Annotated in this window: 13 protein-coding genes and 1 tRNA gene; 5 read left to right on the plus strand and 9 right to left on the minus strand. The window is 56.3% G+C overall.

Annotated elements, in window-relative coordinates; genetic code table 11:
• Positions 1-53: 53 nt before the first annotated feature.
• The 6 genes from ACR0EO_RS06905 to ttcA form a co-directional block, all read right to left on the minus strand.
• A complete protein-coding gene (locus ACR0EO_RS06905) occupies positions 54-422 on the minus strand; it encodes a DUF2946 domain-containing protein (protein ID WP_480688314.1) in 369 nt (122 codons plus the stop codon).
• A complete protein-coding gene (yihA, locus tag ACR0EO_RS06910) occupies positions 419-1072 on the minus strand; it encodes a ribosome biogenesis GTP-binding protein YihA/YsxC (protein WP_480688316.1) in 654 nt (217 codons plus the stop codon). The genes ACR0EO_RS06905 and yihA overlap by 4 nt, the downstream gene beginning before the upstream one ends.
• Positions 1069-1806, minus strand: a complete 738-nt coding sequence (locus ACR0EO_RS06915; protein WP_480688318.1) for an MOSC domain-containing protein — start codon at positions 1804-1806, stop codon at positions 1069-1071. Before ACR0EO_RS06915 ends, yihA begins: the two co-directional genes overlap by 4 nt.
• Complete coding sequence (yidC, locus tag ACR0EO_RS06920; RefSeq protein WP_480688320.1) at positions 1803-3632, minus strand: membrane protein insertase YidC; 1830 nt, start codon at positions 3630-3632, stop codon at positions 1803-1805. The genes ACR0EO_RS06915 and yidC overlap by 4 nt, the downstream gene beginning before the upstream one ends.
• Positions 3633-3755: 123 nt before the next feature.
• Positions 3756-5291 (minus strand): putative bifunctional diguanylate cyclase/phosphodiesterase, encoded by a 1536-nt coding sequence (locus ACR0EO_RS06925; protein ID WP_480688322.1) that lies wholly within the window; start codon positions 5289-5291, stop codon positions 3756-3758.
• Positions 5292-5362: 71 nt separating this feature from the next.
• On the minus strand, positions 5363-6256 hold the full coding sequence (ttcA, locus tag ACR0EO_RS06930) for a tRNA 2-thiocytidine(32) synthetase TtcA (RefSeq protein ID WP_480688324.1): 894 nt from the start codon (positions 6254-6256) through the stop codon (positions 5363-5365).
• Positions 6257-6369: 113 nt separating this feature from the next.
• On the opposite strand from ttcA, the gene ACR0EO_RS06935 reads away from it, so the two are divergent.
• The gene (locus tag ACR0EO_RS06935; RefSeq protein WP_480688326.1) at positions 6370-7317 is read left to right on the plus strand and encodes an alpha/beta hydrolase; all 948 of its coding nucleotides are present in this window, start codon (positions 6370-6372) and stop codon (positions 7315-7317) included.
• 57 nt (positions 7318-7374) lie between these two features.
• On the opposite strand, the gene yidD is transcribed toward ACR0EO_RS06935, so the two are convergent.
• Genes yidD through rpmH form a run of 3 tightly spaced genes read right to left on the minus strand, consistent with a single transcriptional unit; the run spans position 7375 to position 8199 of the window.
• The gene (gene yidD, locus ACR0EO_RS06940; protein WP_480688328.1) at positions 7375-7617 is read right to left on the minus strand and encodes a membrane protein insertion efficiency factor YidD; all 243 of its coding nucleotides are present in this window, start codon (positions 7615-7617) and stop codon (positions 7375-7377) included.
• Positions 7614-8039, minus strand: a complete 426-nt coding sequence (rnpA, locus tag ACR0EO_RS06945; RefSeq protein WP_480688330.1) for a ribonuclease P protein component — start codon at positions 8037-8039, stop codon at positions 7614-7616. The genes yidD and rnpA overlap by 4 nt, the downstream gene beginning before the upstream one ends.
• Positions 8040-8064: 25 nt before the next feature.
• The gene (gene rpmH / locus ACR0EO_RS06950; protein ID WP_005980833.1) at positions 8065-8199 is read right to left on the minus strand and encodes a 50S ribosomal protein L34; all 135 of its coding nucleotides are present in this window, start codon (positions 8197-8199) and stop codon (positions 8065-8067) included.
• A gap of 295 nt (positions 8200-8494) precedes the next feature.
• Here rpmH and ACR0EO_RS06955 point away from each other — a divergent pair, with 295 nt between their 5' ends.
• The 4 genes from ACR0EO_RS06955 to ACR0EO_RS06970 all read left to right on the plus strand — a co-directional run bounded on the left by ACR0EO_RS06955 (position 8495) and on the right by ACR0EO_RS06970 (position 12191).
• On the plus strand, positions 8495-9226 hold the full coding sequence (locus ACR0EO_RS06955; RefSeq protein ID WP_480688332.1) for a TVP38/TMEM64 family protein: 732 nt from the start codon (positions 8495-8497) through the stop codon (positions 9224-9226).
• A 4-nt stretch (positions 9227-9230) separates the two neighbouring features.
• Complete coding sequence (locus tag ACR0EO_RS06960) at positions 9231-10649, plus strand: dihydrolipoyl dehydrogenase family protein (protein WP_480688334.1); 1419 nt, start codon at positions 9231-9233, stop codon at positions 10647-10649.
• An 18-nt stretch (positions 10650-10667) separates the two neighbouring features.
• Complete coding sequence (locus ACR0EO_RS06965) at positions 10668-12050, plus strand: ATP-binding protein (protein ID WP_480688336.1); 1383 nt, start codon at positions 10668-10670, stop codon at positions 12048-12050.
• 64 nt (positions 12051-12114) lie between these two features.
• Positions 12115-12191: transfer RNA gene (locus ACR0EO_RS06970), tRNA-Arg, on the plus strand.
• The last annotated feature ends 174 nt before the right edge of the window (positions 12192-12365 follow it).

Genomic DNA, 12365 nt, shown 5'->3' on the forward strand with positions numbered 1-12365 from the left:
TCAATAATTGCCCCGCGCGGTAAACCGCGCGAGTTTGCTAAGTTTGTGCTGAATCAGGAGAAGATAGGCGGGCCTCGCGCATCGTACTGCGGATGGAATCCGGCACTGCGATGGGTGAAATCACGATGGGCCCAGCGAGGTTGGATCGAGGCGCCAAACGGCACGATCGTACCGACTGTAGGCAGGTCGATATCGGCGGTCAGCCCCGCAAAGGGACACATAATACGTTCATCTGTATTGTCGTGAATTGGGTCGTTCGTACCCAGATCAACCCACTGTTCGACCGTTCCTTCGCCGGTACAAAGCACCAAAAGTACTTTGCCGTCTTTGCCCATTGCTGGCATCCACCCCTGCGGGATTGCTCCGGTCAGCAAGAGCGCCAACGTCGTCAACAAAGCGAAAAGGCGGAGCGGCAAGCTCATTCCAGATGCGCGATGATCGAACGCAGGGTGGGAATTCCGTCGCCCTTTTCAGACGAGGTCAGTACGATTTCCGGGAAGGCCGCGGGGTGTTTCGACAGTGCGCCCCGTACCTGATCCAAAACCTTCTGGCGTTCATTGGCTTTGACCTTGTCTGCCTTGGTCATCACGCACTGAAATGTCACGGCACTGGTATCCAGTAGCTTCATGATCTCGGCATCCACCGGCTTTATGCCGTGTCGAGAGTCAATCAGGACAAAGGCGCGGCGCAGGGTTTGACGGCCGCTCAGGTATTGTTTTAGCAGCCGTTGCCACTTTTCCACCACCTTCACCGGCGCGTTGGCATAGCCATAGCCGGGCAGGTCGACTAGGTACAGCTCGGGACCTTGGGTGAAAAAGTTGATCTCTTGCGTCCGGCCCGGCGTGTTCGAAGCGCGGGCAAGACCTTTGGTCCCTGTCAGCGCGTTGATCAGGCTGGACTTACCAACGTTCGAGCGGCCCGCAAAGCAGACCTCTAACCGATCTGGAGCAGGCAGGCCGTTCATGGCGACCACGCCTTTGACGAACTCAGACTCGCCGGCAAACAGCTTGCGGCCCCGCTCTAGCGCGAATTCATCCGGGTCTTCGGCCAAAGGGAAGGGGAGGGTGCTCATAGCAGTTCTACCTTATCGCCAACCGAGATTGCGCCGCCTTTTAGGACTTCGGCATAGACGCCAAAGTCTTTATGGCCCCAAGTTTCCAGCGCACCAAGAGTATCGGCATCACGTTCGCCAGAGTCAGGGTTGGCTGTTGTTGCCAGGCAGCGGGTGATGCGCTCGCGCACGCGGAACACAGCTTCACCAATTTGAACTTCGCGGCCTAGCCAGTCGAATTCTTCCCACAGAGGCATGCCGTCGAACCAGATGTTGCCGCGCCAGCGGTTAATCGACAAATCTTGGCCCAGCCTTTGCCCAACGGCGCGATGAGACGCCATGTTACACAAGCTGATCGATGGGAAGTCGCTGTCGGTCATACCGCGCCCCTCAACCCGGATGATCCGCGCTGAGGCGGCCCTTTCCTTTGGCATGAGAGGTTTGACCCAATCCAGAAACGCCTGTTCGTCGTTATCAGGGGAAAATGTCAAATCTGGCCGGGTCGGGTGAGACAGGGTCAAACTATCCCCATTCGACCGGGCCGAAATGGCCATCAGTTGCGGTGCCTTCGCGCCACGACTGAAATTTGCACAAGGAACCCACTCAGAACCGTCCGCTTTGGATGCTTCATGAGCAACCGCCCAAACGCGATCCCCGGGCATGGTCTGCCCGGGGTTCACGATTACGGTTTCGACGGCTTCTCGACCATGGCTTTTGATCGGATGCCGCCAAAGCTGGGTTACTTCAGCTGTCATTTATCATCCGTTTTCGCAGTGCGTTTGAAGCTGGACTTGATATTGCCAAACACGTCCGGCTTATAGCCCTGACTACGCATGATCAGGTACTGCTGAGTAAAGGTGATCGTGTTGTTCGCGATCCAGTACACAACCAGCCCGCTTGCAAATCCACCCAGCATGAACATGAACACCCATGGCATCCAGGCAAAAATCATCGCCTGCGTTGCATCGGTTGGTGCCGGGTTCAGCTTTTGCTGCAGCCACATCGAAATACCCAGCAACAGCGGCAGAATGCCGATGAAGATCAGCGCCATGAAGCTTTCCGGCGCGGGAGCCGCCCAAGGCAACAAACCAAAGAGGTTGAAGATCGAGGTCGGGTCAGGCGCGCTGAGGTCTTGGAACGGGCCAAACCACGGGGCCTGACGCAGTTCGATGGTGACAAAGATCACTTTGTACAGCGAGAAGAAGATCGGAATCTGCATCAGGATTGGCAGGCAGCCCGCAGCGGGGTTCACCTTTTCCTTTTTGTACAGCTCCATCATCCCTTGCTGCATCTTCTGACGATCGTCGCCAGCTGCCTCTTTCAGGGCTTCCATCTGCGGCTGCAGTTCCTTCATCTTTGCCATCGAGACGTAGGACTTAAACGCCAGCGGGAACAAGATTGCCTTGATGATCAGAGTCAGGCCGATGATCGACCAGCCCATGTTGCCGATCAGAACATTGATATTGTGCAGCAGCCAGAAGATCGGCTTGGTCAGGAAGAAGAACCAGCCCCAGTCGATGCTGTCGATGAACTTTTGAACACCTTCCGACTGATACTCGCGAATGGTTTCCCATTCCTTCGCGCCAGCGAACAGCTGCGTGGTGACCTCTTCTGTTGCGCCGGGGGCGACGGTCAGGGTCGGCAGAACCGTTTCGGTCTGGTAGATTTTGCGGCGTGCGTCGTATTTGGCGGCGGCCTTGAACGCTGTACCCGGCTCGGGGATCAGCGTTGTCATCCAGTAGTGGTCAGTGAAGCCGATCCATCCGTCTTCCTTGACCTGATAAACCTCGGCCTGGGCGCGTTCGTTCGGGTCGATGTCGAAATCGCGGACGTCACCATAGTCGATCTCGGTGAGTGTACCGTCGGCCATGCCGATTACGCCTTCATGAAGGATGAAGAAATTCTTCAGGCCAGGCAGGTCGCCATCTTCGCCAATGCCATGACGGGCCAGAATGCCGTAGGGGGCCATGCCTACTTCAGCCTGAGTGTTGTTTTCGACGGATTGAGTAACCGTAAACATGTAGTCTTCGTCCACCGAAATTGTGCGGCGGAAGGTCAGACCGTTGTTGTTGTCCCATTTCAGGGTAATGGGGGTGTCGACACTTAGTGTTTCACCCTGCTCGATGGTCCATAGCGTGTTCGGGCCAGGAACGTCTTCACCTGCCACACCGGCACCCGGTGCCCAGCCATACAAAGCGTAGTAAGCAGATTCCGATCCGACCGGAGCCAAAAGCTCGACGATCGGTGCGTTCTCTTCGATGGAGACCTTGTAGTCTTTCAGGAACAGTTCATCGATACGACCGCCCGACAGTGAAAGGCTACCTTTCAGGCGAGGGGTGTCGATTTCGACCCGCGGTGCCTGTGCTTCGGGCAGTGTTTCCTCGGCTGCGGCTGTTGCTTCGCCGACAGTGCTTGAGCCAGAGGCGCTGGGAGTTTGAACCTCGTTGCCTTCGACGGTGGCGATTTCGGCCTCATTTGGAACGGTTGTTTGTTCCGGCGGAGGGAACAGCACGAACCAAACAAGGATCACGAGAAAGCTGAGCGCGGTTGCAAGGATGAGATTCTTGTTCTGATCGTCCATCTGGGACAGCCACCTTAAGCAGTGAAACACACCCGGTGGGTTCAACAGAGTGCAGGGCCAAAGGTCAAGCGGAATCGCCCCACATTTCCTCACGTATAGCGTTTCTGTGGCGCAAATTTGCGATTACAAGCCCGCCTGGCCCCCGATCTTGGGGATGCCGTTGACCTTTTGCTGGTGTGCGGCAAGCCAGTCCAAGGTCTTTTCAAACGGCATTGGCTTACCGATCCCAAACCCCTGAACATGGTTGCAGCCCAGTTGCGCCATCAGAGCATGCTCGCCTTTGGTTTCGACACCCTCAGCCAGAGTTTCGATATTCAGTCGTTCAGCCATGGTCAGAATTGCGCTGACCATTTGTTGTTGGCTGGCATCGCGATCGGCCTTGGCCACGAATGTCTTGTCAATCTTGATGCGAGAGACCTCAAAACGCTTGATTGACGCGATTGAGGCGTGGCCAGTTCCAAAATCATCCAGGTCAATGCAGCAGCCCAGGTTGGCCAAGCTGGTAACGTTACGTGTGATTACGTCATCGGGCCTGCGTGAAAACACGGTTTCCAGAATCTCGATAGCCAATCGATCCGGGGTCAGGTCGTTTTGATCAAGTTCCCATTTCAAGTGGTCCACAAGGGAGGGGTTGCGCAATTCGTCTGAGGAAAAGTTCACCCCGACCTTTGGGACGATGACACCGGCCCGAGCCCATTCCTGCATTGCTGCAAACGCGTGATGCCGGATGGTCTGTCCAAGCTTTTCCATCAACTCGGCCTGCTCGGCAAATGGTAAGAAAACCTGCGGACTCAGGATCCCCTTTTTGGGGTGTTCCCATCGAGCCAGCGCCTCAAAACCCGAAACCTGTCCAGTATCCGTTGAAACCTGAGGCTGGAACCAGGGGCGAACTTCGCCTTTATCCAATGCTGCTTCGAATTCTTTGCGTAAGTTCGCGCGATTGCGGGACCGGCGGCGCGTTTCGCTGGAAAAGGCCCGAATGGTTGATGGTCCATTCCTTTGCGCCTCTCCCAACGCCGCATTGGCGGCTTCGATCCAATCAGTGAACCCGCCCCGCTCAGTATTGGACAGCAGGCTAAAACCGATCGAGCAAGAGGCGTAAACACCCGTTGCGTTCAGGGTGATTGGGTCTTCGACGACCGATTGAATTCTGCCGGACAATTGAATGCAGGCCTCAAGGTCAAGGTTCGGCGATGCGTCCAGCCCGATGGCGATTTTGTTTTGATCGAGACGGGTAACGAGGTCCTGTGTGCGCAGAACTGAGAGAACCCGTTTGCAGAACTTGTCCGTGAGATGATGCGCCGCAGCGTTTCCGTGCAGGTCGACGAGATCCGAGTAGTTATCCAGCGCTACAACCATACAGGCGGCGTTCTCAACGTTAGTGTTGGTTTGGCTGCAAATCACCTCCATCCTTTCGGCAAACGTGTCGATGGCCATAATGCCGAACGAAAGATCTTTTCGGGAGTTCGCTCGGGCGCTAAGGGCTGCAGAACCCACGAAAATCATGGGTAGCCCGATTGCCGCGCCCACCAACGCCCGCTCACCGCCCAGCCAAAACGCGGCCAGACTGATGGCCGGAATAAAAGCTAGTGCCTGCGGTCCGTGGAATGCTGATGAAAGATGCTCGAGAACGCGAGTGACTGAGAGTTCTTTCCACATTGGTTTTCTGGGCCTTTACGTTGAGCTTAGAACGCTGTCGGCAACCGTAGAAAACCAATCTGAGTTAGACGTTAACGTAACTGCGGAATTTCATCAGAATATTCGTCGTTTTTACTCGGACTCAAACCAAGGTTCTGAAAATCAAACAATTTGGGGTCCAACAGGTGTGAAGGTCGAGCATTGGTTAATGCCCGGAACATCACCTGACGCCGCCCAGGGCTGTTCTTTTCCCACTGGTCCAGAATCTGTTTCACCTGTTGGCGCTGTAGCCCATCTTGGCTACCGCAAAGATCACAGGGAATAATGGGATAGTTCATCGCGTTGGCGAACTTCTCACAATCGGCTTCCGCCACATGAGCCAGTGGGCGGAAAACGAACAGATCCCCTTCCTCGTTCACCAACTTTGGGGGCATCGTTGCAAGGCGTCCACCATGGAAGAGGTTCATAAAGAACGTCTCAAGGATGTCGTCGCGGTGATGGCCCAAAACCACTGCCGAACAACCTTCTTCCCGAGCGATGCGGTAAAGGTTGCCCCGGCGCAGGCGCGAACACAGGGCGCAGTACGTGCGGCCCTGAGGAACCTTATCCATCACTACAGAATAGGTGTCCTGGTATTCGATGCGATGGGGCACCCCCATCCGTTCTAGGAATTCTGGAAGGACAGTCGCCGGAAAGCCGGGTTGACCCTGATCCAGGTTGCAGGCCAGTAGATCCACCGGAAGAAGGCCGCGCCATTTCAGCTCGTAGAGTACGGCCAGCAAAGTATAACTGTCTTTGCCGCCTGACAGGCAAACCAGCCACCGGGGCGGTTTGCCGTCCTTGTCGTGGGCCGACGGATCCACCATCCCGAATTGCTCGATGGCCTCTCGGGTTTGGCGCACGATGCGTTTGCGCAACTTCTTGAACTCGGTGTTCGAAGGCGCGCCAGCAAACAGCGGATGGATATCGTCAGTCTCGTCAAACATGAGCCGTGGTTACAGCGCAGGGGGCATACGAGCAAGCGCCAGATCGTTTTAACCCGCAAATTTGGCGCCTGAGCGCCGTCATGTTAGCGTCTGATCATTTTAAGGAGGATGCCATGGACTACACCTTTGTTGCCCGCGGCAAAAGCGGGAACGGATTTTCGAATGAACCTTCGGCCAGCCATTTTCTGGCGATTCCGCCGGAAGATGATGACATGAAACTGTCGCACAAGATCACGAAAAGCGACTGGACGACACGGATCCTTGCGGCCGCTGAAAGCGGTGCGCCGAATGAAAATACGCAAGGCGACATCGTGTTCTATGTCCACGGGTTCAATAACTCGCAAAAGGAAGTTCTCTTGCGTCATCGCAAGATCCGACAGGGGCTGGAGGCTAACGGGTTTGACGGTGTGGTGGTCAGTTTTGACTGGCCCAGCGCAGATTCCGCGTTGAACTATCTTGAGGACCGGATGGACGCGAAGCAATCGGCGTTCCGGCTGGTCAAGGATGGGGTCGCCACTTTTGCGGCATTACAGCGGCCCGATTGCCGGATCGACCTGCATATTTTGGCACATTCAATGGGCTGTTACGTAGTGCGCGAGGCATTTGACGACGCTGATGACCGTGCAGCGATTGCCGGTAAAAGCTGGTCGGTCAGTCAGATTATGCTGGTGGCTGCTGATCTTTCAGTCGCTTCTCTTGAACCGGGCAATCCGAAATCATCCTCGTTATACCGCCACTGCGTTCGACTGACCAATTACTACAATACGCTGGACGACGTGCTGTCGATCTCGGCCGTCAAAAGAATTGGCGTTGCGCCGCGGGCTGGGCGCAATGGTATGAGCCAACCCTTTCATCAGAAGGCGGCCAATATCTATTGTGGTCAACGGTTCAAAACCGGAGGGTTCGACGGTGGGATCAATGCAGGTCACACGTTTTACTTTGACGATCCTGTGTTTCTGCAAGACGTCAGCCACACGGTGTCCGGTCGGTTGGATCGAGGCGAGATTCCAACCCGTCGTCCCACGGATCAGGGCAATCTGGCGCTGGTTAATCCGAGTTGATGTTATGCACAGCTTTTTGTGCTGCCTCGACAGGATAGCCGGCAGGTTATGAGGCGTTCACGAGGTCTTGTCGTCTCCGGGTTCAGGCACCGGGTCGTAGCCATCGCCGCCCCATGGGTGGCAGCGTCCGATCCTTCGTGCCGCCAACCAAGCGCCCTTGATCGCGCCGTGTTTCTCAAGTGCTTCCAGTGCATAGGCAGAGCAAGTCGGCTGGTAGCGACAGTTGAAGCCGACCCAAGGGCTGAACACCAAACGATAGGCTCGGACGGGAAGGGCGAAAATATGCGAAAGCAAGGTCATTTCTGAGAACCATGCACTTTGCGCAAGGCATAGCGCAGATCATCCAGAAGTGCATCGAACGGTCGTGCAGCTGTCACTTCGGCGCGACCGATAAGTACGTAATCCCATCCGTCCCGCCCATGAACAGGCAAGACTGCTCGGGCGGCCTCGCGCAGGCGCCTTTTGGCGCGGTTGCGCGCCACGGCATTGCCGACCTTTTTCGAGCAAGTGAAACCGACGCGAATCCCTGGCGCTTCGTCCGCAGTGCGCTTGCGGGCCTGCACCATCATAGAAGAGGTGCCCTGCCGACGCGCTCGGGCGGCTTTCAGGAAATCAGACCGTTTCTTGAGAACGGTCAAAGTTTCAGGCGCGCAAACGGACGCCGCCGGGGGCATATCCCCGGGGTGGTTCTTACCATCCACAGGGGCCTCCGGCGGCGTCATGTTCATAACCTGATCGGTGAGCGGTTTACGCGCTCAGCGACTTGCGGCCACGTGCGCGGCGCGCGTTCAGGATCTTGCGGCCGGCCTTGGTGGCCATGCGCGCGCGGAAACCGTGGCGGCGTTTGCGAACCAGGTTCGAAGGCTGATAGGTGCGTTTCATCGCTCCGTCTCCAATCTATGCGGTCGGGTGCGGCGCGGATTCGCCTGCCCGTGGTGTTCGAAGCCCGTCCTCTACTGGTAAGCGGGGGGTAAGTCAAACCCCTAGGTGGGGGTTTTATCGCCTTTTGCAACAATTCTGTAACCGCAGCGGGTAAAAGGTTTCAAAACGGCTGTTTTAGGGCCCTTATCCCTCACATTCCCTGCCGAAACATCAAGGCCGCGTGAGGCCTCTGTTTCGCGGCCCCTTCACAGCGCATGTTGGGTTCAGAATGAAACGCACGAAACCGGACAGCCTTATGAGCGATACAACTCAGGCCCCGCGCAGCGGGCTTGCGCGACATATTCCTTTGCTGGTGATTCTCGCCGTCGCTGCGGTGGGTTTCTTTACGCTGGGCGACTATCTGACTTTTGAAACTCTGCGTGACAATCGCGAGGCTCTGCTGGAATGGCGCGACACGCATTACTGGTCGATGGCAGTGCTGTTTGTTGCTGTCTACATCGTGATCGTAGCCTTTTCTTTGCCCGGCGCAGCCGTTGCTTCAATGACCGGAGGTTTCCTGTTCGGCCTCTTCGCAGGCACCGTATTCAACGTCTTTGCTGCAACCATCGGCGCGTCCGCTATCTTTTTGGCGGCGCGTTGGGGGTTAGGCGAATCCCTGACCGCACGGTTGGAATCTTCCGAAGGGACAATAAAGAAGCTCAAAGATGGCCTGCGTGAAAACGAAATCTCAGTCCTGTTCCTGCTGAGACTTGTGCCGGTGGTGCCGTTTTTCGTTGCCAACTTGGTACCTGCCTTAGTCGGAGTTAAATTCCGCAACTTCCTGATCACGACGGCGCTGGGCATCATCCCGGGCGGAATCGTCTACACTTGGATCGGCGTTGGATTGGGCGGAGTTTTCGACCGGGGCGAGACGCCGGATGTTTCGCTGCTGTGGGAACCGTTTGTCATCGGGCCGATCATTGGCTTGTGCGTGTTGGCTGCGTTGCCGATAGTTATCAAAGCCCTGAGAGGCAAAAAGGACGCCTGAGATCATGCAAGAACTGAAAACCGATATCCTGGTGATCGGGGCCGGGTCGGGCGGCTTGTCCGTTGCGGCTGGGGCCAGCCAGATGGGTGCCGACGTGATCCTGTTGGAAGGTCACAAAATGGGCGGCGATTGCCTGAACTTTGGCTGTGTCCCATCCAAGGCGCTGATTGCCAGTGGCAAGGCTGCTTATGGGCAGTCGCATTCCGCTGCGCTGGGCGTGGCTGATGTGGTGCCGCAGGTGGACTATGCCGCTGCAAAGGACCATGTGCACGGCGTGATTGCTCAGATAGAACCGATGGACAGCCAAGAGCGGTTCGAAGGGTTCGGCGTCAAGGTCATCCGGGAATATGGCAGCTTTGTCTCTCCGACCCAAGTACAGGCCGGAGATCACTTGATCACCGCGCGTCGTTTCGTGATCGCGACCGGCTCATCACCCTTGGTTCCTCCGATACCCGGGCTGGATCAGGTGCCCTATTACACCAACGAGACCATCTTTGACCTACGCGACAAGCCCGAGCATTTGCTGATCATCGGTGGCGGTCCGATTGGTATGGAGATGGCGCAGGCCCACATCCGTCTCGGCTGTGAGGTGACTGTGATCGAAGGCATGCGGGCCTTGGGCAAAGACGACCCCGAAGCGGCCGAAATTGTATTGGACACGCTGCGTGCAGAAGGTGTGGCAATCCACGAACAGGCTATGGTCGCGCAGATTCGCAATAACAAAGGTCTCGTAGAAATCGTGACCGAGAACGGAGACATTTATACAGGATCACACCTGCTTCTTGCTGCCGGGCGCAAGGCGAATACCGATCAGCTTAACCTTGAGGCCGCGGGGATCGAACCGACTCGTACCGGGATAAAGGTCGACGAGTCGCTGCGGACGACGAACCGTAAGGTCTATGCCATTGGTGATGTGGCCGGCGGGCTGCAATTCACGCATGTTGCAGGGTATCACGCCGGCATAATCATCCGCTCAGCCCTGTTTGGCCTGCCGTCCAAGGCCAAGACAGCACATATCCCTTGGGCTACCTATACTGATCCTGAGTTGGCGCAAGTCGGCCTGACTGAGGCGCAGGCGCGCGACCAGCATGGCGACAAGGTCGAAATCGCGAGGTTCGACTACCACCACAACGACCGCGCCATCACTGAGCGTAAGACGAAAGGCTTCATTAAGGTCATGGTCGTAAAGGGCCGTCCTGTAGGTGCTACAATCGTGGGTCATCAGGCAGGTGAACTGATCAACTTGTGGTCGCTGGCGCTGGCCAATAACCTGAAGATGGGGCAGATCGCCGCGATGGTTTCGCCCTATCCGACGATTGGAGAGCTTAACAAACGAGTGGCGGGTGCCTATTTCTCGCCAAGGCTGTTTGAGAATCAAACGGTTAAACGCGTGGCCAGGTTCGTCCAGCGCTGGATGCCCTGACCAGGAAGGGAGAGCAGATTGAACTCGCTGTCGGGCCGATTTTTGATCCTGACGACGGTCTTCGTGATGTTGGCCGAGGTTTTGATCTTTGTCCCGTCGATTGCACGCTTTCGCGAAGACTTCCTGCTGAACCGGCTTGAACGCGCACAAATCGCATCTCTGGCTTTATTGGCGGATGACATGCTGGCCGAAGACCTTGAGGCCGAACTCTTGGCCAATGCAGGGGTCTATAACGTCGTGCTGCGTCGTGACGAGGTGCGCCAGCTAATGCTCTCGTCCCCCATCCCCGAGCAGATTACCAAAACCTATGACTTGCGTGATGCGGGGCCGTGGGTCTTGATCCGTGATGCGATCACTCGCCTCTTTACCCCGGAGAACGAAATCATTCGTGTGATCGGCGAGCCCGTCAAGGATGCTGGGCTTTTGATTGAGGTAACGACCGACAGTATGCCGCTAAGAATGGCGATGACCGACTATGGGCTGCGCATTCTGGGTCTTTCCTTTGTCATCTCGATTATTACTGCGTTTTTCTTGTTTTTGGCCGTGCGCGTTGTTCTGGTGAAGCCCATCAAAGGCGTTGTGGGCTATATGCAGCGTTATGCGGGGGCCCCCGAGGACGCGCGGGGAATCATCTCTCCCAATTCCAAGGTGACCGAGCTGCGCGAGGCGGAAGAGGCCTTGCAGCAGCTGCAAACGGAACTGACGCAGGCGCTGAAACAACGCGAGCGTTTGGCGCAGCTGGGTGGCGCGGTTGCCAAGGTCAGCCACGATCTGCGCAATATCTTAACCTCTGCGCAGCTTTTCACCGATCGGATCGAATCCAGCGATGACCCTCTTGTGCGGCGCATGGCGCCTAAGTTGGTGAACTCGATCACGCGGGCGGTGTCTTTGTGCGAAAGCACTCTGGCATTTGGTCGCGCAGAAGAGCCCGCACCGACCTTAACCATGGTGCCTCTGCGGGATGTCGCCGAGGATGTTGTCGCCAGCGAGAAACTGGCCGTTGCTGATGCCTGCGTCGAAATCGTAAACAATGTTCCGCAAGATCTGATCGCGCGTGCCGACCCCGAGCAAATGTTCCGTGTGATGATGAATTTGGTGCGCAATGCGCGTCAGGCATTGGTCGCGTCCGGAAAGCCGGGCAAGGTTACCATTTCCGGTCACGAGGATGAGGGCAGTTGGTGTATCGAAATCAGGGACACAGGTCCCGGTTTGCCGCCAAAAGCCCAAGAAAACCTGTTCACGCCATTCCAAGGCGGGGTGCGCAAAGGTGGCTCGGGTCTTGGGTTGGCCATTTCGCAAGAACTTGTGCGCGGACATGGCGGAGATCTGGTTTTGGCCGAGACAGGTCCCCATGGAACATCATTTGAAATTCGGCTTCCGCGGGGCGAAGGGACTTTTTAATTTTTTTTTGCAGAATCGTCTTGCACGTTCTTAACACCGGGTCTACATAGCGCCTCACCAACGCGGACCGATAGCTCAGCTGGATAGAGTACTTGACTACGAATCAAGGGGTCGGGGGTTCGAATCCTCCTCGGTCCGCCACTTACATCTCATGTAAGGCGCTGCATAGTTCTGACACCAGCGACAGAACACTGAAGTTTTAGCGGCGCTTCCTATATCCAGCACCCAAACCGATTTCTTCGATTTCGACTGCCTATTCGGGAAGTCAGGGCTGATTTTCAGATCGGTTACTATTTCAAAAAACTCGTTACGTTT

It is taken from the genome of Ruegeria sp. BE9 (assembly GCF_056538765.1).